Here is a 23202-nt window from a genome sequence, read left to right as displayed (position 1 = left end):
TATCAAATGTTTTTAGATTCCTAAATAAATTCTGAAATAGAAAAACAAAAATTTTTAGACAGCTTCTTGTTATAACACACCAATTTAAAACACAATCAATAAGATGAAAAATAGATTAATATATATATTGTTTTTAATAAGCCCTTTTGCAATGGTCTTTAGCCAAAATTGGCAATTAGTATGGCAAGACGAATTTACTAATGGAATAGGTCCAGACTGGGTTTTCGAAACAGGAAATGGAGGATGGGGTAATAATGAGTTGCAATACTATAGACAGCAAAATGCAACCATAGAAAATGGTAATTTAGTAATTACTGCCAAAAGAGAATCTTTTGGAGGATCTAATTATACTTCGGCTAGAATGAAAACTCAAGGGAAAAAATCTTGGAAATATGGAAAAATTGAAGCTCGAATTGCGATGCCTTCTTTTCAAGGTATTTGGCCAGCTTTTTGGATGTTAGGAGATAATATCAGCTCAGTTGGTTGGCCAAGTTGTGGAGAAATTGATATCATGGAACATGTAAATGGAGGAGGACAAGTTGTAGGGACAATTCATTGGGAAGAAAATGGTCATGCTTCTTATTCTGGCTATACAGACACAAATATTACAACTTATCATTTGTATACTGTTGAATGGGATGAAAATTTAATTAAATGGTTTGTTGATGGAGTAAAATATCATGAAGTTAATATAGCTGGAGGTGTTAATGGTACTAGTGAGTTTCATAACAATTTTTTCATTTTACTTAATTTAGCTGTTGGAGGTAATTGGCCAGGATTCAATATCGATAATAATGGTTTTCCAGCAAGAATGCTAGTTGACTATGTAAGAGTTTATCAAAAAGGAGTTAATCCACCAACCAATGGAGTAGCTACAGTTTATAAACATTGTAATTATGGTGGTTATGCAGTTGCTTTACCAGCAGGTAATTATAATTTAAGCCAATTACAAGCTAGAGGCGTTTTAGATAATGATATTTCATCTCTAAAAGTGCAAAGTGGTTATGAAATGGTGCTTTATGCAAATGATAATTTTACAGGTAACTCCATAATTGTTGGATCAGATGACACTTGTTTAGTAGATAATAATTTTAACGATGTAGCTACTTCTGTTCGTGTGAGAACAACAACTTCAGGATCTTCTATACTCATTCAAGCGGAAAATTATAGTGCTATGAATGGTGTACAAACGGAAGCAACTACAGATACTGGTGGTGGTTTAAATGTAGGTTATGCAGATACAGGAGACTGGATGGCATATAATGCAATTAATTTTCCTTCTTCAGGCAGTTATTTAATTGAATACAGAGTAGCAAGTGCGGTAAATGGTGCTGCTTTGTCTGCGGATTTGAATGCAGGTGCTATTCCATTAGGAAATGTAGCTGTACCTAATACAGGAGGGTGGCAAAATTGGCAAACGGTTTCACACACGGTAAATGTGAATTCAGGAACTTATAATTTTGGAATCTATATTCAAAGTAGCGGTGTAAATTTAAATTGGATTAGAATTACTAAAGTAGGAAATATTACATCAAGAAATGCCTTGACTACTGAAGATACAAAATCTTTAACGATATATCCTAATCCAGTGGAAAATACAATTCATTTTAATACAGATATTTCAAACGCTAAAATTACGATTATTAGTATCCAAGACGGTACATTGATTACACCAAAAATGAAAGATCAATTAGTAGATGTATCTAATTTGAAATCAGGAATATATGTTTTACAGATTGAAAAAGAAGGTAAAAAAGAAGAAAGACGTTTTATCAAAAAATAAAAATAATTAATTGAATTTATTTATAAGCAGTTTCTGAAAAAGGAACTGCTTTTATTTTTAATTATTTAAAATTTTGTTTTTCACATCTTTTCCATAATTTCTACCAATGGGCAATTTATGTGTTAAAATTTGAATTCTATTACCTTCAATCGATTTTATTTTATCAATTGCAATTATAAAGGATTTGTGAATTCTAATAAATTTATCCATTGGTAATTCATCTGATAATGAAGATAATGATTTTAATGTAATGTAGGATTTATCTGCAGTAACCACTTTAATATATTCTTTCATCCCTTCAATAAAAAGAATTTCTTCCATTAATATCTTAATCATCTTTTTATCTGATTTAATAAAAATATGATGGTCTAATTTAGAAGATTCAGATTTAATACCGTTTTTAATATCTAGTTCGGCAGTTATTTTTCCAATAGATTTTATAAATCGTGAAAGAGGGATAGGTTTTACTAAATAATCAACAACATCCAAATCATAACTTTCGGCTGCAAATTCTCTAAAAGCAGTAGTTATAACTACTTTGGTGTCTATCAAACGTATTAAATCAAAACCACTCATAATTGGCATATTAATATCAAGAAAAGCCACATCAACAGTGTTGTTTTTAATGTAATCTAAAGCCTCCAATGAATTATAAAAAACGCCAACAATTTCAAATTCAGGAAAATTAATAAAATAATTTTGCAAAACTTTAATTGCTAAAGGTTCGTCATCTACTAAAACACATTTAATTTTCATAAACAGGTATTTGTAAAAGAATAATAAAATAATTGAATTTTATTTTTTGTTCTAAAATAAAATCATCTTTAAAAAGCAATTTTAGCCTACTTTTTGTGTTTTGTAAACCAATTCCTTTCTTTGATTTGAGGTCTTGTGAAGATACAAAATTATTTATTATTTCAAAATTTAACCTGTTATTTTTATCCATCTTAAAATTGAGTTTAATTTTTAAATGTTTGTTGTTTATACCACCATGTTTAAAGGCATTTTCAATTAATGATATAAATAATAATGGAGGAACCTTTACATTCTCAATATCGGAATCAATATTTACATTTACATCTACTTCTTCAAAGCGAAGTTTTTCAATTTCAATATAGTTTTCAATGTAATCAATTTCTTTAATTAAAGGAATGAATCCCGTATCTTTAATTTCATACAATACATATTCCATTAATTTTGAAAGCTTTAAAATAACTACCGGTACCTTTTCTGAAGATGCTAAAGATAAAGAATAGAGATTATTTAATGTATTAAAAAAAAAATGGGGTTGAATCTGTGATTTTAAATATTTTAATTTAATTTTAAATTGACTTTCTGTTAATGCTCTGTTTCGTTCTCTTTCTTTTAGCCAAGTTAAAGTAAAATAAACTGAAGAAGCCATGGATAAAACATATAATTCTCCAATGCATACCGCTACAATATGATTTATGTCAAAAGGTTGATATTCTCTATTCGCTTCTGGCCAAATATTTTCAGAAATTAATAAATAAGTTAATCCTGTTTTTAATAAATAGACAGCAAATAAACTGATTAATAGAGAAATTGAAAATTTTAAATATTTTGATTTTAAAACAAATTGAGGTACCAAATAGAAGAGATTTAAATAAACCAAAGGAATGTGCAAAGCAAATTCAAGTAAATTGGATTTAAAGGAATACATATAATCATTAAAATAAGCTCCCCAGCGAAATGTATTTAATATAAAATACACACCCCAAAACCAAAAATGATAAGATGGCTTAATTTCAAAATTGATTTTATTCATTGATGATATAATAGAAAGATTTGTTTGAATTTGTGTGTTACAATTTTAGTTAATTTTTTGTAAAGTATATTGTTTTTTGTAAAAAATAATAACTATATGTTTGATATGTTTAAAAAATAATATTTTTTTAAAATTTTAAAATCCATTCTTTTTGTCAAGATGTAATTTTAATTACGTTTTGTTGAGTAAAAATTGTTGTTTGTTGAATGTAAATTGTCGTTTGTTTAATATATTTTTTTAAGATAAACTATAAGAATAAATTTACATTATTAACTAACAAATAAACTTTTTAACTTAATGAAAAAAATTGTTTTACTTATTATCATTTTTTTCGCAACACATTATTCATTTGCTCAATCTAAAATGATTAATGGGGTAGTGACTGATACAGATGGAATACCATTGCCTTCAGCAAATATAGTTGTTAAAGGTACTTCTAGAGGAATTGATTCTGATTTCGATGGTAAATTTACTATTCAAGCCAATGTTGGGGAAACATTGTTGATTTCGTATATTGGATATGAAACCCAAAGTATTTTAGTAGGAGAGGAAACAAATCTTAGGATTCAATTAAAACCGTCTAATGCAAATAATTTAAAAGAAGTCGTAGTTACTTCTTTAGGGATTAAAAAGACAAGAAAGTCTCTTACTTATGCAGCTCAAGAAATTAAATCGGATGAGCTTACACGTGTTAGAGATGTAAATATTGTGAATACCATAGCTGGTAAAGTAGCTGGTGTGGCAGTAAGTAAAAGTTCTGGTGGAACAGGAGGTTCAACCAAAGTTGTAATTAGGGGAAATTCATCTGTTAGTAATAATCAACCTCTATATGTAATAGATGGTATTCCAATGCTAAACTCTGGTTCAGGTCAGCCAAACGATACTTTTGGAAGTTTAGCTGGAGGGAATAAAGATGGTGGAGATGTAGTTTCTTTAATTAATCCAGATGATTATGAAGGAATGACTGTATTAAAAGGAGCAGCAGCATCTGTTTTGTATGGAAGTCAGGGGGCTAATGGAGTTATTTTACTATCTTCTAAAAGGCCACAAATTGGAAAAGCAAATATAACAGCATCCTCTGTTACTACTTTTGAAACAGCTGCCTATTTACCAGAATTTCAAACAGATTACATCGCTGCACCAGGAGCAGATGAGACTTGGGGAGCTGCTCAAAAAACAAGAGATCATGTAAAAGATTTTTTTGAAACAGCAGTTACACAAACTACTTCGCTTGGTTATTCAATTGGTTCTGAAAACTCATCAACTTCTTTTTCGTTTGCTAATGTAAGTTCGTCTGGAATAATACCAGAAAATAATTTAAAGAAAAATAATTTCGGAATTAGACAAACTGCTAAACTTTTTAAAGATAAAGTAACCTTTTCTGCAAATGCAAATTATACATCTCAAAATATTATTAACAAACCAGTTAACGGATTTTATTTTAATCCTCTTACAGGAGTATATTTAATGCCAAGAGGATATGATTTCAATTATTACAAAGAAAATTTTGAGGTATTTGATCCAACAAGAAATTTAATGGCTCAGAATTGGATGACCAATAGAGATATTATGCAAAATCCATATTGGGCAGTAAACAGAAATAAATCAGAAGATGATAATCATTTTTTCAATGGTGCTTTATCATTATCGTATAAAGTAAATAATTGGTTGAGTGTTGCTTCAAGATATAGTTATAATAGAATTACTAGTGAGTTTGACAAAAGAATTTATGCAACTACACAAGGAACGCTTTCACATGCTAATGGTCGATATATCAATGAAAATTCATTAAGTACACAAAGATATGCAGATTTGATTGCTACTATTAATGCTAAGTTTAATGAAGATTTTAGTTTTAATGCAAACATTGGAACGAGTATTACTAATTCATTAATAAATCAAAAAACAGGATTAGATTCAGGTATTAGCGCAGGATTAAATTATGCCAATTGGTTTACATTACATAACTTTAATAATAATAACGGGAATTATCAAACAATCGATTCAAGGAAAGAAGTACAATCGATTTTTGCAGCAACCACTTTGGGATATAAAGATCGATTGTTTTTGGATTTAGCTGGTAGAAATGATTGGTCCTCAACTTTAGTTAATACAGATAAGACAGGGTTTTTCTATCCTTCTGTAGGTGTAACAGGTATAATAAGTGAAATGACTGAAATGCCTGAATTTATTAATTTTGGTAAAGTAAGAGCAACTTTTGCACAAGTAGGAAATGATATTTATCCATTTATAACTTCTCAAACATATTATTACAATTCTGGAATAGGCGATCCTAGACCTACAGCTGGACCTAAGAAAGGAACTACTTTAAAACCAGAGATTAAATCTGAGTTTGAATTAGGAACTGAATGGAGACTATTTAATAATAGATTAGGGTTTGAAGTATCATATTATAATTCAGAAACTAAAAATCAATATTTACAAGTATTAGCTCCAGTCGGAAATAGTGAAGGCGTAATATACTATGGCTTTAATGCAGGGAATATTGAAAATAAAGGTATTGAAGCTATCGTTACTGCTGGAATTATAAGAAATGATAAGTTTTCTTGGGATACAACTTTTAATTTTTCAAAAAACACAAATCAGGTAAATGGAATTCCAACCGAATTAGGAGGACGATTAAATTTAACTGAAGCGGGAGTAAATAGTTATAGATATGCTTTAATTGAAGGAAGACCTTTTGGAGTTATAGAAGGTATTAACTTTAAAAAAGATGATCAAGGTAGAATTTTGCTAAATGATGATGGTACTTTTCAAAGAACTGGTTTTGAGGAAGTAGGTAACTCTAATCCTGATTTTATGTTAGGTTTCTCAAATTCATTCAAATTAGGAAATTTTACTGCTAATATTTTATTAGATGGTCGTTTTGGAGGAGAGGTAATGAGTTTAACTCAAGCACAAAATGATGCTTTTGGAGTTTCAAAAGCTTCTGGTGATGCTAGAAATGAAGGAGGAGTATCAATTAATGGTGTGAGAGCAAGTGACGGAGTTCCTGTAACAAGCGTGAGCGCACAATCTTATTATACACAAGTAGGTGGTAGAGCCGGAATTTCAGGTGAATATGTTTACGATGCTACTAATGTAAGCGTTAGAGAAATATCTATTGGATATACTATTGGAACAAAATTATTACCATTTTTAGACAAAGCATCTGTTTCATTAATTGCAAGAAATCTATTTTTTATTTATAAAGATGCTCCTTTTGACCCAAATATTGCTTTGAGTACAGGTGAAGGATTACAAGGTGTAGATATTTATGGTTTGCCTTCTACAAGAAGTATAGGTCTTAATTTAAATATAACATTCTAAAACGAACAAAAATGAAACTTTATAATAGAATTACTAAAAAAACATTACTTATTTCGCTTATTGCGGTAATAGGTTGTACTAATAATTTTGAAGAGATTAATACAAATCCTAACGGAATTACTCCAGAACTTTTTGAACAGGATTTTAATCATATAAAAGGGGGATTTGCTCCGATGTTTAATAATCTTCAAGTGTTAGATCCTGTTTGGGTATATCAATTGCAGCAAGGATTAAATGCAGATATATGGTCTGGATATATGGCAACACCTACACCTTTCGCAGGGAATATAAATAATACGACTTATGCGCTTGTTAATGGTTGGAACGGATTTATTTGGGATTATGCGTATAGAAATGTTATGTTTAATGCCTATGATATTGCTAATAAATCAAAAAATAGGTACGATCAATTTTATGCTCTTTCTTTAATATTAAAAGTAGAAGGTATGCATAGAGTGACGGATATTTTTGGACCAATTATTTATTCAGATTTTGGTTCTCAAGCATCAACAATTGAATATGATTCCCAAGAGGAAGTTTATAATCAAATGTTTGAGGAATTGGATTTTGCTGTAGCAGAATTAACTACAAGATACAACGCTGGTGAAGCCTCTACATTTGTAGCAACAGATTTATCAGGATATGGAGGTGATTATAAACAATGGGTAAAATTTGCTAATACATTACGATTACGTTTAGCTATGCATATTGTAAAAGTTAATCCTGCTTTGGCTAAAATTGAAGCAGAAAAAGCTATTGCTCATCAATTTGGAGTAATGACAACAAATGCTGATATTTTTAAAGTAGTGTCTCCTGTTTACACAAACCCAATAGCTACAATAAGTGGATCATGGCTTGATATTAGAATGTCAGCTGATATGGAATCTATTATGGGAGGGTATGATGACCCAAGAATAACAAACTTCTTTGACGAATCGGTACAGTTTCCTGGTGAGTATAAAGGTGTCAGAACTGCAATCGATTTAATTGCTAAATCGGATCATCAAGATTTTTCTGGAATAGGAAATGTAGTACGTACTAATGAAATCGTATTGATGACAGCAGCTGAAGCTTATTTTTTAAGAGCTGAAGGTGCTTTAAGGGGTTGGAATATGGGTGGAACTGCTCAATCCTTTTATGAACAGGGGATTGCGTTGTCCTTTGAGCAACATGGCGCTTCGGGAGCTGCTGCATATATTGCGGATAACGTTAAAATTGCACAAGATTATGTAGATCCTAATTTCCCAGTAAACAATGCTTTAGCTATTAATAATGTAACTGTTGCTTGGGATGATGTGGCTACTAATGAGATAAAATTGCAAAAGATAATTACTCAGAAATGGATTGCAGGTTTTCCAGAAGGTCAAGAAGCATGGACTAACTATAGAAGAACAGGTTATCCAAAATTATTCCCAGCATTAGTTAATTATAGTGGTGGTACTATCGACTCTCAATTAGGGCCTAGAAGAATAAACTTCGTTCAATCAGAAATTTCAAATAACCCTGGAGGTGTAGCGACAGGTTTGGCACACTTAGGAGGTCCAGATAATGGAGGTACAAGACTTTGGTGGGATACTACAGGTCCAAACTTTTAAATAATGATTAGAGAGATAAATGAATGTTAAAAAAGACAGATTACAATTGCAATAATTTTTTTAATAAATAAAATAATAATGAAAAGTGCTGTAGAAATTAGTCGCGATATAAGCTATAAAAGCGCTGGAAAATTTGAAGAAACAAGATTCGAAAAAATTCATTGCGAAATTTTTAAAAATTCTATGGATGCCTCTAAAATTGTTGCATTAGAAATAGCACAATTGATAAGGTCAAAAAAAGAGAAAAACAAGACTTGCATTTTAGGTCTTGCTACGGGTTCTTCTCCAATAAAAGTGTATGAAGAACTCGTGAGAATGCATAAAGAAGAAGGATTAAGTTTTGCAAATGTTATAACTTTTAATTTGGATGAATATTATCCAATGAATAAAGAAAATAAGCAAAGTTATCATTATTTTATGCATGAACATTTGTTTAATCATATTGATATCCTGCCTGAAAATATCAACATTCCCGATGGTACAATTCCTTTTGATGAGTTGAACCAGTATTGTATTGATTACGAAATGAAAATAAAAAAAGCGGGTGGCCTAGATTTTCAATTATTAGGTATAGGAAGAACAGGGCATGTGGGTTTTAATGAACCGGGTTCACATATTAATTCGGGAACAAGAATAATCACTTTAGACCATATTACGCGGTCTGACGCCTCTTCAGATTTTAACGGGATAGATAATGTACCCAAGAAAGCTGTTACTATGGGAGTTTCTACTATTCTAAGGTCAAAAAGAATTGTATTGTTAGCTTGGGGACAAAACAAAGCAGCAATAGTAAAAAAGACTGTGCAAGGAGATATTACATCAGATGTTCCTGCAACTTTTTTACAAAATCATGAAAATGCAACATTTGTTTTAGATCAATTTGCAGCTGCCGATTTAACACGATTTAAAACACCTTGGATTGTAGGGGAATGCATTTGGACAGAAGAATTAAAAAGAAAAGCGATAGTATGGCTTTGCCAAAAAACAAACCAATCTATTTTGAAATTAACAGACCGCGATTACAACAATCATGGAATGTCTGATTTATTAGCTCAAGAAGGTGCTGCATATGACTTAAATATTAATATGTTTAATATATTGCAACACACAATTACTGGATGGCCAGGTGGTAAACCAAATACTGATGACACACATAGACCAGAAAGAGCAACACCAGAAAAGAAAAGAGTAATTCTATTTAGTCCTCATCCAGATGATGATGTGATTTCTATGGGGGGTACTTTCTCTAAATTAATTAAGCAAGGTCATGATGTTCATGTGGTTTATCAAACATCGGGTAATATTGCTGTAACTGATGAAGAAGCTATAAAATTTGCAGAAGTTTGTAATGATTTTGTAACCGAAGAAAATTGTTCAATCAATTTTTCAAAAATTATTAAATTTCTTCGTAATAAAAATGAAAATGAGATTGATATACCAGAGGTTAGAAAACTAAAAGGATTAATTCGAAGAAGAGAATCATATGGAGCAACAAGATATATTGGTCTTAAAGATCAAAATGTTCACTTTTTAGATTTACCTTTTTATGAAACTGGCCAGGTTAAAAAAAATCCTCTTGGGCAAGAAGATATTAATATTGTAAGCGATATTATTAAATCGATAAAACCACATCAGGTTTTTGCAGCAGGTGATTTAGCTGACCCTCATGGAACTCATGAAGTTTGTTTAAACGCAATTTTTGCTGCTCTAAAAAGTTTAAAGCCAGAACCTTTTATGAATGATTGTTGGCTTTGGCTATATAGAGGCGCTTGGCATGAATGGGATATTCATGAAATTGATATGGCAGTTCCATTAAGTCCAGACGAAGTTTTATTAAAGAGACACGCAATCTTGTTCCATCAATCTCAAAAAGATAGGGTGATGTTTCAAGGTAATGACTCAAGAGAGTTTTGGGTAAGAGCGGAAGATAGAAATAAGAATACTGCAAAACTTTACGACAAGTTAGGTTTGGCTGAATATGAAGCAATTGAAGCGTTTAAAAGATTTGATTATTAATATTTTATTTGAGTTAGGTTAGGAGAACGAAGAGGATGTTTTTTTCATTCTCTTCTTTCTCATTTATAATAGTTTATATAATAACGATTTAAAATTGTTTAATTTTATTAAAAATCACATAGAAAATTTACAATTAATACATGAATTTAAAAATTATACTTTTTGTTTTATTACTGAATGGGACTATTTTCTCTCAAAATAAATCAATAGAACAACTAAATCTAATACCTTGGCCACAAAACATTATCTTAAATGAGGGTGGATTTATTATAAATACCGATTTTAAAATAAATATTTCTGGGCATGTAAATCCAAGAATTTTTAAGGCATCTACTAATTTTTTAAGAAGATTAGACGGTAGAACGGGACTTTTTTTTAAACAAGGCTATATTACTAATGTTAACGAAGAACCTAAGGCTCAATTGCAAATAAATTGTAATAGAGCCGGACAAATAGGTTTATATGAAGACGAAAGTTATACTATAGAAATAACTTCTAATAAAATAAACATAACATCTATAACAGATTTAGGTGCAATCCATGCATTGGAAACACTTTTGCAATTACTCCAAAATTCAAATAATCAATTTTATTTTCCGAATAGTTCTATTTCAGATCAACCCGTTTTCAAATGGAGAGGTTTAATGATCGATGTGGCTAGACATTTTCAGCCTGTAGATGTATTGAAAAGAAATTTAGATGCTATGGCTGCTGTGAAATTGAATGTTTTTCATTGGCATTTAGTAGATGATCAGGGTTGGAGAATTGAACTTAAAGGAAGAAATAAACTAACACAATTGGCTTCTGATGGTCTCTTCTATACACAAGAACAAATAAAAGATGTGGTTAAATATGCAGATGAAAAAGGAATTTTAGTCGTTCCAGAAATTGATGTTCCTGGTCATGCTAGTGCTATTTTAACTGCTTACCCCGAAATAGGAAGTAAATATAAAAAATCGCCAAAAGAACAAAATAATAAAACATATTCTGTAGAAAGAAATGCGGGTATTTTTACACCCACCTTAGACCCCTCTAATCCTGAAACTTATAAAGTTTTAAAAGATATTTTTGATGAGGTATGTCCGCTTTTTCCTGGAAAATACTTTCATATTGGAGGTGATGAAAATGAAGGAAAAGATTGGGATGCAAATCCTGTAATTCAAGATTTCAAAAAAAGAAATAATTTAAAAAGCAATCATGAGTTACAAAGTTATTTTACTTTAAAGCTGGTTCCTATCTTGCAAAAGAATGATAAAATTATTGTTGGTTGGGAAGAAATAATGAATGAAAAAATGCCTAAAGAAACAATAATTCATTCTTGGAAAGGTGCTAATGAAGGCTCTCCAGCAGGTAAATCATTAATTGATGCTGTAAGAAATGGATATAAAACGATTCTATCAAATGGTTTTTATATTGATTTGATGCAAAGTATTAAAGACCATTATGAATCACCCATTATTCCTAAGGACGCAACTTTGTCAAAATTAGAAAGAGAAAATATTTTAGGAGGAGAAGCAACTATGTGGAGTGAATTAGTAAGCCCTTTAAATATTGATTCTAGAATTTGGCCTAGAACAATAGTTATTGCAGAACTATTCTGGTCTAATCCAAATGATCTAGATTTTAAAAAAATGTACAAAAGAGTAGCCAATGTCTCAAATAGATTAGAAGAATTAGGTATTACTCATATTAGAAATAAAGAAGTTATTTTAAGAAATATAGCTAATTATACTAATTATGATGCTTTAGAAAAATTTTCAAAAATATGCGAACCTTTAAAAATATATTCTAGAAATAAAGGAGGAATAGAATATCAAATGTATTCTCCTCTTACACTTTTTGCTGATGCTTGCAATGTAGATGCTGAAGAAGCTTTGCAGTTTAATCTTTTGGTTAACGAATATTTATCTAACAAATGCCCTGATAAACTAAAAGAAATTACCCATTTCTTAAACGATTGGAAAAAAATGCATCAAGAATTATTGCAATCAAGTGAGAATGCCCCTTTAATTAAACAGCTATTACCTCTTTCTGAGCGTTTAAATATTTTATCAAATGAATTGCTGGAAATTATTGAAAATAATAAAAAATATGATAATATAGTCTTAAATAAAATGCTTAATGAATGTAATTCTAAAGAATATGCTGATGTTGAATTAGCCGTTTATCCAGGGCTTAAAAAAATCATTGAAAGTATTAATTAAATTTTTAATAATCTATTTGCATAATATTGATTGTTTTTTGCTGTTTGTTTAATTTTTTTAACGTTTGGTTGATTAATTTTTTTCAAAAATTTATTCCATCGTATATTCACCGTTGATTGTAAATCTTAACAATCAAACAAGCAAACAATATACTAACAAAAAACAAACAAAATGGTAAGAAATCTGTATTATCTACTAAGTTTCTTCTTAATTTGCCCATTGTTGATGTTTAGTCAACCCAATCACAATAAAAAAGTGGTAGGTTACTATGCACAATGGGCAATTTATGCAAGAGACTTTAATGTCAACAAAATTGATGGTAATAAACTAACCCATCTTATGTATGCGTTCTTTGGAACTGAATTTGATCCTGCGAATCCTCAAAGTGCTAAAATTAAATCTTTGGATACTTATGCAGATTTTGAACATACTGAAGGAGGTGCTCCTTGGAATGCAGTTCCAAAAGGTAATTTCTATGATTTAATGCAATTAAAACAGACTTATCCTCATTTAAAAATCTTAATCTCAATAGGTGGATGGACTAAATCTCAAGATTTGCCTGGTATAGCTGCATCGCCAGTAGCTAGAACTGCTTTTGCACAAAACATGGCTAATTTTTTAACTACCTATCCTTTTATTGATGGTTTTGATATTGATTGGGAATTCCCAATTATTGGTGGTATTGATGGTACTGAAGTAATTGGAGGTATAACCCCACCTGCCCAACCACATACACCAAATGATCACAAAAATCTAGTGTATCTTTTAAAAGAAATGCGCTTGGCAATGCCAAATAAGATTATCTCAATTGCTGCAGGTAATAATGTAGTTCATGTTCCCAATCAATTTATTGGACCAGGTAATAAAGCACAATTTGGTATGCAAGATGATATTACTACTTATTGCGACTTTATTACTTTTTTTGGATACGATTTAGGAGGAAATTGGTATGATAAAACTTGTTATAATGCGCCTTTATATGGTAGTGGTAATGCTAATGATCCACTCAATGCAAACAATGAATCATTAGATCATTTAACGAATATCTATTTAAATACTCTTGCCATTCCAAATGATAAATTGGTAATGGGAATTCCTTTTTATGGAAAAATATTTGGTTCAGTTGCAAACAATGGTACTATTCCAACATTACCTGGATTGTTTGTTTCAGCTCCTAGAACTAGTGGAAGTTGTACTAATCCACAAGCACCGCAAGGTACATGGGATAATGCATTTTGTGAATTTACAGGAAGTGTTGAATTTTGTGATTTAGCAGGAACAAGTGGAACTACGGGACATCATTATTTAAATCCTGCAAATTCCTCTACTCTTTTACCTGCTTCTTCTAGCGCTGGATGGGTAAGATATTGGGATAGTACAGCAAAAGTTCCTTATTTATATAACGCTACAACTCATCAATTTGTTACTTATGACGATAAAGTATCTATTGATGAAAAAGCAAAATATATAAAACAAAAGAACCTAGGTGGAGCAATGATTTGGGAACTTTCTCAAGACACTCGACCAGGCAGCCCTGAACCAGCTGCATTATTGGGACAAATTAATACTACATTTTCTACAAATGTTAATCCTCCTGCAACAGTTAATATAGCTTTATTATTTAAAGATAATTCAAATAACCCAATAAGTGGAGTAACTACAGTTTTAACAAAATCTGGTACAACAACAACTGTTACACAAGTTTCAGATGCTAACGGAAATGTTCAATTTCCAAATACTGCCACTAATGCTGGTTATGTAATTACTTACACAAAAAATACATATAATTTTACTCCTCAAACGACAACGATTGCAAATGGTAGTTTGTCAGCAAATACATCATATACGATTGTCGGGTCAAATCAAACTAACCCCACTTATTCCATTTCAGGTTCTGTAAAGAATGGAGTAACAGGTTTATCTGGAATTACAGTTACTTTAACTGGAAATGGTAGCACAACTAGCACAACAACGAATAGTTCTGGTAATTATTCTTTTGCTAATGTTGTAGGTGGACAAAATTATACTATTGCTGCTTCTAATGTGGGACAAACTTTTTTACCATCTTCAGCAAGTTTTAGTAATTTGAATGCTAATAAAACACAAGATTTTACATTACAAGTAATCAATACAACTTATTTGATAAGTGGAACTGTAAAAAATGGGACCGTGCCTGTAGCAGGAGCAAAAGTTGATTTAATTTTGCCATGGACAGATAACACACATAATTGGGTAGATTTATCTACTTTAACGGATGCTCAAGGAAATTATCACTTTGAAAATGCAGCCTTAAGTGGATACAATACATACCTAAGCTTGAAATTAAATGCTTGGGAAAATAATAATGTAACGTATTTTCCTTCTTATACACAAGGAAATATACCTACAAGTCCTCAAACGTTTAATTTTAATACACAAACGGTTGTAAATACGACTCCAGTAGTAAATATTACCGCACCAACATCATCAACTGTTTCTTTAAATCTTGGAAGTGCTGTAAATTTTGTAGCTAATGTTGGTTTAAGCGCAAATGATGGTACAACTATTACTTCTGTTGTATTTAATTTAGACGGACAAAATTTAACAGTTTCTAATTCATCAAGTACATATAATGCCAGTTGGACACCTACAGCAAGTCAGTTTTCAGGTAGTCATGTTTTAAAAGTAACAGCGACAGCTTCTAATGGTACAACAGATGAGAAAACATATAACTTTACATTAACTTGTTCTGGATCAAATTGTCCAGGTTCTACTTATTCCATTTCAGGTTCTGTAAAGAATGGAGTAACAGGTTTATCTGGAATTACAGTTACTTTAACTGGAAATGGTAGCACAACTAGCACAACAACGAATAGTTCTGGTAATTATTCTTTTGCTAATGTTGTAGGTGGACAAAATTATACTATTGCTGCTTCTAATGTGGGACAAACTTTTTTACCATCTTCAGCAAGTTTTAGTAATTTGAATGCTAATAAAACACAAGATTTTACATTACAAGTAATCAATACAACTTATTTGATAAGTGGAACTGTAAAAAATGGGACCGTGCCTGTAGCAGGAGCAAAAGTTGATTTAATTTTGCCATGGACAGATAACACACATAATTGGGTAGATTTATCTACTTTAACGGATGCTCAAGGAAATTATCACTTTGAAAATGCAGCCTTAAGTGGATACAATACATACCTAAGCTTGAAATTAAATGCTTGGGAAAATAATAATGTAACGTATTTTCCTTCTTATACACAAGGAAATATACCTACAAGTCCTCAAACGTTTAATTTTAATACACAAACGGTTGTAAATACGACTCCAGTAGTAAATATTACCGCACCAACATCATCAACTGTTTCTTTAAATCTTGGAAGTGCTGTAAATTTTGTAGCTAATGTTGGTTTAAGCGCAAATGATGGTACAACTATTACTTCTGTTGTATTTAATTTAGACGGACAAAATTTAACAGTTTCTAATTCATCAAGTGCATATAATGCCAGTTGGACACCTACAGCAAGTCAGTTTTCAGGTAGTCACGTTTTAAAAGTAACAGCGACAGCTTCTAATGGTACAACAGATGAGAAAACATATAATTTTACATTAACTTGTTCTGGATCAAATTGCCCAAATCAATTGCCTGTAATTACATGGAACAGTCCTTCAAATACAACTATTTACCAAAGTACTTTTCAAACAGTACCTATTTCTGTAACAGCTACAGATAGTAACGGAAGTATTTCGAGTGTAACTATTACAATAAATGGAAGTACTTCTAATATGACAGCAGGAACAAATGGAACTTATACTTATAATTTCTTGCCAACAGCATATCAGTCTTATCCAATAGTAATTAAAGCTACAGATAATGCTTCTGGACAAACAACTTTAAATAATACTATTACAATTTCTTCAATAACTAATAATCGTTTTATTCCTCTTCCTCAAAAGGTGGTTTTAGGTTATGCGCATTCTTGGGAAAATGCAGAAGCGACTTTCTTGTACTTTAATCAAATGATAGGTAAAAAGTTTAATGTTGTTGCTTATGCATTTATTGAAACAGTAAATAGAGATGGTTATACACCTGTATTGACTACAAATGATAATAGATATTTGACAAATGGTGTTTTCGACAAACAATTATTAAAAAATGACATAAAAGCATTAAGAGATAGTGGAATTCCAGTAATTGTTTCAATCGGAGGTCAAAATGGACATGTGGTATTGCAGACCGTATCACAAAAAAATACTTTTGTTAATGGATTGAAAGCCATAATAGATGAATACCAATTTGATGGTGTAGATATTGATTTTGAAGGTGGTTCTATGGATTTCGGAGCTGCAGGATTGACTGATTTTTCTTATGCAGGTATATCTCCTTATCCTAGACTTAAAAATGTTGTAGATGCGTTCAAAGAGTTGAAACAATACTACGGACCTGGATTTATTTTAACAGCTGCACCTGAAACTTTCTACGTTCAAGTTGGATATCAAAGTTATGGAGGAACTGCTGGTTCTTTCTTACCTGTTTTGCATAATTTAAGAACAGAGCTAGATTTATTAATGGTTCAATTATATAATTCAGGACCAGTAGGAGGTTTGGATAATCAAAACTATTTTTCTGCAACGCCTAACTTTATCACTTCTATGACAGATATGCTTCTAAGAGGATTTAATGTAGGAACCACAGGATTTCATTTTGATGCATTACCTCCTTCAAAAGTAGTAGTAGCATTGCCAGCTTGTCAAAGAGCAGCAGGAACAGGTTATTTATCACCTACAGAAGGAATCAAAGCATTAAATTATTTACGTTATGGTACCACTTTTTCTGGACGTACTTACACAATGCAACCAGGTGGACCTTATCCTGGGCTTAGAGGAGTTATGACATGGTCGGTAAATTGGGATGCAGCAGCTAGTTGTGCTTCAGCTTATGAATTTTCAAATGCATACGGAAATTATTTTGCAGGTGCTCCAATAGTAGCCAATAGAAGTAATAATGATGTAAAAGGATATATTGCTGAAAATAAACTAACTATTACATCTCAAGAGTCTGAAATCAAACAGGTTAATGTGTATAATCTTTTAGGTCAATTAATAAAACAGCAAAACTTTACGGGAGATAAAAATGAAGTTGAAGTTTTTGATGAATACTTTAGTAATAAACAAATTTTTATTATTAAGGTGATTGATACTGAGGAAATTGTTACTGAAATAAAAGTATATTAATTTTTTTCAATATTAATATTGGTTGTTATGTTACCCTCCATTATATCTAGGTATAATGGAGGTTTTTTTAAATTATTATGATCAAGTACTGCCGTTTTAAAACATTTTTTTTAGTTGTTGTGTTAATTTTTTAATTAGTATTTGTTTATTAATAAAAAAAAATGTTAAATTTGGCCTATTAACAATTAAAATAGTCAGCTTATACAAGAACTCTACTTTTTAAAAATAGAACCCAAATTAATTTAAAAGGTATTGTTATGGCTAATAATCAAATCTCAGACGCACTTCTTGTTAAGAAATATATTGAAGGTGATGAAGCTGCCTTAAGTATATTAATAGAAAGACATCAATCTAAAATTTATGGTTTTATTTATACTAAAATCCAAGATAGAGATATTTGTGATGATATTTTTCAAGATACTTTTATTAAAGTAATTAAAACATTAAAATCTAAATCCTATAATGAAGAAGGAAAATTTCTTCCTTGGGTAATGCGTATATCTCATAATTTAATTATTGATTATTTTAGAAAATCAAAAAAGATGCCTTTGCAGAGAGATAATGAAGACTTTTCTATTTTTTCCTATTTAACGGATAATAACCTAAATATTGAAGATCAAATTATCTTTGAACAAGTAGAATTTGATTTAAATAGATTAATAGAAGAATTACCTCAAGACCAAAAAGAAGTACTTCAAATGAGAATCTATCAAGATTTAAGTTTTAAAGAAATAGCCGATTCTACAGGAGTTAGTATTAATACTGCTTTAGGAAGAATGCGTTATGCTTTAATGAACTTAAGGAAGGTGATTGAAAAAAATCAAATTATTTTAACCAATTAATAATAAAAACTTTTTTTTGTCGTTATTTAATTATAGAAATCAAAATAAATAATTAATGGCAAAACTTTACTCAAAACAAAAATTAGCGTCTAAAAACATGTTACCAAAAAAAGAAACAATTGCGTTTATACTTAATTACTCAAAAGCATTAAGTATTAAAAAAATGGGTAGTATGTCTTTTGAAATTATTGCTAATTAATTGGAATGCTTCATAAAAATTTTATGAAGCATTCTTTTTTAAAATTTCATCAATTACTGATTTTCTTCCAATTGTTTTGGTAATAATGTCTTTTTCTAAATCCCAACCTCTAGCTGGGGAATATTCTCTGCCATACCAAATAATTTGTAAGTGCAAATCATTCCATGTTTCTTTTGGGAAAAGACGTTTAGCATCTTTTTCTGTTTGTTGTACATTTTTTCCATTACTTAAATTCCAGCGATACATTAATCGATGAATATGTGTGTCAACAGGGAATGCAGGTACACCAAATGCTTGACTCATCACAACACTAGCTGTTTTATGTCCTACGGCTGGTAAACTCTCTAAGGCTTCAAAACTTTGAGGTACTTCACCATTATACTTTTCAATTAAAATTTCAGATAGACCATGAATGCCCTTCGATTTCATGGGCGATAATCCGCACGGTCTTATAATAGCTGCAATTTCTTCAATGCTCATTTTTACCATGTCATAAGGGTTGTCGGCTTTGGCAAATAATAAGGGCGTAATTTGGTTTACTCTTACATCTGTACACTGTGCAGAAAGCAAAACAGCTACTAATAAAGTGTATGGGTCTTTATGATCTAATGGAATGGGTATTTCTGGGTATAATTCGTTTAACTTATTTATAACAAATGTTACTTTTTCGTTTTTAGTCATTTTTGTAATTTTATAATCTAAATGTAACTTTAATACAAAGTTAAACTTTTAACACACTAAAATAAACAAAAAATGACAACATTAAAAAAGGGAGATAAGGCTCCTGATTTTTCAGGAATAGACCAAGATGGTAAAAAACATAGCTTAAAAGATTATGAAGGAAAAAAACTAGTTGTTTTCTTTTATCCTAAAGCAAGCACTCCAGGTTGTACGGCTGAAGCTTGTGATTTAAGAGATAATTTTGAACGATTTGTTTCTAAAAATTATGCTATATTAGGTGTAAGTGCAGACAGTGCAAAAGCCCAAACAAAGTTTATTGAAAAAAATGAATTACCGTTTCCTTTGTTAGCAGATGAAAATAAAACAGTGATTCAAGCTTTTGGAGTTTGGGGACCAAAAAAATTCATGGGTAAAGAGTATGATGGTATTCACAGAACTACTTTTATTATTAATGAAAAAGGAATAATTGAAGATGTTATTGAAAAAGTGAAAACGAAAGATCATAGTGCCCAAATATTAGGATAAAATAATATAAGAAAAGCTGTCATTTTTTGACAGCTTTTCTTAATATATAACTATTTACTTGTTTGACTTAAGGATTCTTTGGGTTGATATCCAAACAAACGATGTTTTTTAATCAATTCGGCATTTCCTTCTGGTAGCATGTCTTCCCAGCCTTCTTCACCATTTCCAATCATTTTTAGCACTTGTCTAGAGAAAATATCTAAGTTTTTTTCTTCAAAATCTGTTATATCTACCACTTTACCATTAAATTTAAAGAATTTATATAATTCTTTCATTCTCGGATGAACTTTTAGATTTTCAGAATTAATTAGATTGCCCTCATCATCTTTCATTGGATACAAGTAAACTTTTAAATCACGGTAGAAAAGTTTACCAAAAGCTTCCAAAATTCCTCCTGATAAATGGCGGTAATATTTTTCATCAAATATATCTACTAAATTACTTACTCCCATAGCTAATCCCATACGTGCTTTGGTATAATTTGAAAAATATTCGACTACTTTATAATACTCTTGAAAGTTAGAAATCATTACAGTTTGCCCTAAAGAACATAATAATTCTGCTCGGTCTAAGAAATCTCTTTCATCAATTTCTCCTTCTGCTTTTAAATTGGACAATGTAATTTCAAAAACAACAAAAGTATTTTCTACATCAACTTTTTTCTCTTCTATAAACATGTTATAAGATTTCATATACATGTTCATATTTACTTTGGTAACAGGTCTAAAACTACCTCTTAAAGCCAAAATGTTTTTCTTATATAATACTGCTGCAGGTAATATATTATTCCCATCAGGTCCAAACATAACGGCATCTGTCATTCCGTTTTTTACCAGTTGTAAACTCATTAATCGGTTATCAACATCGGCAAAACGAGGACCAGAAAAATTTATAGTATCTATTTCTAATTGATCCTTGTCTAGATGATCATATAAATAGCGAAGTAATTTTTTTGGTGCACTATGTTTGTAAAATGCACCATAAATTAAATTCACCCCTAAAATTCCTAAAGTTTCTTGTTGTAGTTTTGCATCAGTTTCCTTAAAACGAATATGTAGAATGATTTCATTATATTCTTCATCTGGTTCTACTTGAAATTTAATGCCCACCCAACCATGACCTTTGTATTGCTTTGCAAAATCAATTGTGGCTACAGTATTAGCATAACTAAAGAATAATTTATTAGGATGTTTATCTCTTTTTAGTCTTTCTTCAATTAATTGTGTTTCATGAGCTAACATTTTTTTTAAACGACTTTCAGTTACATACCTTCCATCATCTTCAATCCCGTAGATAGCATCACTAAAATCTTTATCATAAGCAGACATTGCTTTAGCGATAGTTCCAGAAGACGCACCTGCTCTAAAAAAATGACGCACAGTTTCTTGACCAGCACCTATTTCAGCAAAGGTGCCATAAATGCTTTCATTTAAGTTAATACGTAAAGCTTTGTCTTTAATTGAAGGGATTTGCTCTATAACTTTATCACCTCTCACTTTTATATCTGTCACAATACTTTTCATCAAATTTATCTTTAGGGTATAGCAGTTCTTATTTCTAAATTATGCAAAGTTAATTAAAATGATAAAAACTACTGCAAATATTATTATTTTTGTACAATATGAGTAATATAAAAGTATATTTTTTAGGAACGGGTACATCTCAAGGAATTCCTGTAATTGGAAGTAATCATTCAGTTTGTCTTAGCAATGATTCAAAAGATAAGCGGTTACGAGTTGCGGTTTGGGTACATTCTGAAGATTTTTCTATTGTAATTGATTGTGGTCCCGATTTTAGACAACAAATGCTTACTTCTAAATGTGAACGTATTGATGGTATATTATTTACTCATGAACATGCTGATCATACAGCTGGTCTAGATGATATTCGCCCATTTTATTTTAAACAAGGCAACATTCCTATTTATGCTCATAAGAGAGTACTTGAAAATTTAGAAAAAAGATTTGACTATATTTTTTTAAAAGAGAATAAATATCCTGGTGCGCCATCTGTTGAACAAATAGAGGTAAGAGAAAATGAAGGTTTTAAAGTTAAAAATAGATGGATAGAACCTATTAATGCAAACCATGGAAATTTACAGGTTTTTGGTTATAAAGTGGAAGAATTTGTTTATTTAACCGATGTAAAAACGGTTGCTGTAGCCGAAATTAATAAAATTAAAAAATGTAAGGTTTTGGTTATAAATTGTTTAAGAGAAGAGCCACATCACTCACATTTTAATTTAGAAGAAGCTTTAGATTTTATATCTTTGGTTCAACCCAATAAAACATATTTAACGCATATTAGTCACCTTTTTGGTTTCCATGAAGAAATTCAGAAAAAATTACCTGAGAATGTATTCTTGGCTTATGATAATTTAGAAATTACAATATAAAAACAAAAAATAATTCGTTTTAAATATCCTTAAGATAATATTTTATACCTATGAAAAACATTTTTTTATACCTATTCATTTTTGCATTATTACTAAATATATTTCAATATGTAAATTCTAATAAAATTTTAGATGCCAAAGAAAAAGAAGTACATGCAACCAAAGAACGATTAAAAATTGCAAGAGATTCTATTTCTTTAGTTGGTTACAATGACTATTTTGATATTGAAAAAGATCAGGATGCACAAGATTATTTCTATTCAAAAAATCTTGATTATCTTAAGGTAATGCAAAAAGTGAATGAAGATATTTTAGATTTAAATACAAAACCAAATGGCAATCCTTTAATCCCTTATGAACCAATTGATGGAAAAAATTTTATTATCAATAAGGCTAAAGTGTTAAACCATAGATGGATTATAGCTGAGTATTCCAATACAGATCTTTGGGGTCAAATTTTAGTGAAATATTTTCATAACGAAGACAAGCCTACCGATTTTGAAACTATTGAAACCATTTTGTATGAAAAACAGAAAATGGAATAAAAAATAAATGAAGCTCTTGAAAAGGAGCTTTTTTTATTGCAAACGAATCTCTATTTTTGCAACACACAACTACTTCAATTT

The 23202-nt window shown here is 30.4% G+C and carries 15 protein-coding genes; 11 read left to right on the top strand and 4 right to left on the bottom strand.

The annotated features are described in order from the left end of the window. The first annotated feature begins 103 nt into the window (after positions 1-103). Positions 104-1783, top strand: coding sequence for a carbohydrate-binding protein (locus HALO113_RS02760; protein WP_159777569.1), 1680 nt, complete (start codon positions 104-106; stop codon positions 1781-1783). A 57-nt stretch (positions 1784-1840) separates the two neighbouring features. Here HALO113_RS02760 and HALO113_RS02755 read toward each other — a convergent pair whose 3' ends face one another. Both HALO113_RS02755 and HALO113_RS02750 read right to left on the bottom strand, forming a co-directional pair. Continuing rightward, the gene (locus HALO113_RS02755) at positions 1841-2539 is read right to left on the bottom strand and encodes a LytTR family DNA-binding domain-containing protein (protein ID WP_159777568.1); all 699 of its coding nucleotides are present in this window, start codon (positions 2537-2539) and stop codon (positions 1841-1843) included. Continuing rightward, the gene (locus tag HALO113_RS02750) at positions 2529-3569 is read right to left on the bottom strand and encodes a sensor histidine kinase (protein ID WP_370519299.1); all 1041 of its coding nucleotides are present in this window, start codon (positions 3567-3569) and stop codon (positions 2529-2531) included. Before HALO113_RS02750 ends, HALO113_RS02755 begins: the two co-directional genes overlap by 11 nt. 297 nt (positions 3570-3866) lie before the next feature. Between HALO113_RS02750 and HALO113_RS02745 the strand changes: the two genes are divergently transcribed. The 7 genes from HALO113_RS02745 to HALO113_RS02715 all read left to right on the top strand — a co-directional run bounded on the left by HALO113_RS02745 (position 3867) and on the right by HALO113_RS02715 (position 18975). After that, positions 3867-6899, top strand: coding sequence for a SusC/RagA family TonB-linked outer membrane protein (locus HALO113_RS02745; RefSeq protein WP_159777567.1), 3033 nt, complete (start codon positions 3867-3869; stop codon positions 6897-6899). 11 nt (positions 6900-6910) lie between these two features. Next, complete coding sequence (locus tag HALO113_RS02740) at positions 6911-8494, top strand: RagB/SusD family nutrient uptake outer membrane protein (protein WP_159777566.1); 1584 nt, start codon at positions 6911-6913, stop codon at positions 8492-8494. A 78-nt stretch (positions 8495-8572) separates the two neighbouring features. Beyond that, positions 8573-10510, top strand: coding sequence for a glucosamine-6-phosphate deaminase (gene nagB, locus HALO113_RS02735; protein WP_159777565.1), 1938 nt, complete (start codon positions 8573-8575; stop codon positions 10508-10510). Positions 10511-10650: 140 nt separating this feature from the next. Then, the gene (locus HALO113_RS02730; RefSeq protein ID WP_159777564.1) at positions 10651-12714 is read left to right on the top strand and encodes a beta-N-acetylhexosaminidase; all 2064 of its coding nucleotides are present in this window, start codon (positions 10651-10653) and stop codon (positions 12712-12714) included. A gap of 171 nt (positions 12715-12885) precedes the next feature. Further along, complete coding sequence (locus HALO113_RS02725; RefSeq protein ID WP_159777563.1) at positions 12886-17934, top strand: glycosyl hydrolase family 18 protein; 5049 nt, start codon at positions 12886-12888, stop codon at positions 17932-17934. Positions 17935-18191: 257 nt separating this feature from the next. Then, positions 18192-18776, top strand: a complete 585-nt coding sequence (locus HALO113_RS02720) for an RNA polymerase sigma factor (RefSeq protein ID WP_159777562.1) — start codon at positions 18192-18194, stop codon at positions 18774-18776. Positions 18777-18831: 55 nt separating this feature from the next. Next, entirely contained in the window at positions 18832-18975 is a 144-nt protein-coding gene (locus HALO113_RS02715; protein ID WP_201297556.1) for a hypothetical protein, read from the top strand. A 21-nt stretch (positions 18976-18996) separates the two neighbouring features. Here HALO113_RS02715 and nth read toward each other — a convergent pair whose 3' ends face one another. Next, a complete protein-coding gene (gene nth, locus HALO113_RS02710) occupies positions 18997-19656 on the bottom strand; it encodes an endonuclease III (RefSeq protein ID WP_159777561.1) in 660 nt (219 codons plus the stop codon). Positions 19657-19728: 72 nt separating this feature from the next. Here nth and bcp point away from each other — a divergent pair, with 72 nt between their 5' ends. Further along, positions 19729-20181, top strand: a complete 453-nt coding sequence (gene bcp, locus HALO113_RS02705) for a thioredoxin-dependent thiol peroxidase (protein ID WP_159777560.1) — start codon at positions 19729-19731, stop codon at positions 20179-20181. Between the two features lie 50 nt (positions 20182-20231). Here the strand turns inward: bcp and HALO113_RS02700 are convergent, their stop codons facing one another. Continuing rightward, positions 20232-21695, bottom strand: coding sequence for a TonB-dependent receptor (locus HALO113_RS02700; protein WP_201297625.1), 1464 nt, complete (start codon positions 21693-21695; stop codon positions 20232-20234). A 116-nt stretch (positions 21696-21811) separates the two neighbouring features. On the opposite strand from HALO113_RS02700, the gene HALO113_RS02695 reads away from it, so the two are divergent. Further along, entirely contained in the window at positions 21812-22576 is a 765-nt protein-coding gene (locus HALO113_RS02695) for an MBL fold metallo-hydrolase (protein WP_159779540.1), read from the top strand. 50 nt (positions 22577-22626) lie between these two features. Then, entirely contained in the window at positions 22627-23121 is a 495-nt protein-coding gene (locus HALO113_RS02690) for a hydrolase (RefSeq protein ID WP_159777558.1), read from the top strand. Positions 23122-23202: the final 81 nt, after the last annotated feature.

The organism is Flavobacterium sp. 9AF, assembly GCF_902506265.1.
Taxonomy (GTDB): domain Bacteria; phylum Bacteroidota; class Bacteroidia; order Flavobacteriales; family Flavobacteriaceae; genus Flavobacterium.
The sequence above is the reverse complement of the archived record's forward strand: the minus strand, read 5'-3'. Positions and strand labels throughout refer to the sequence as shown.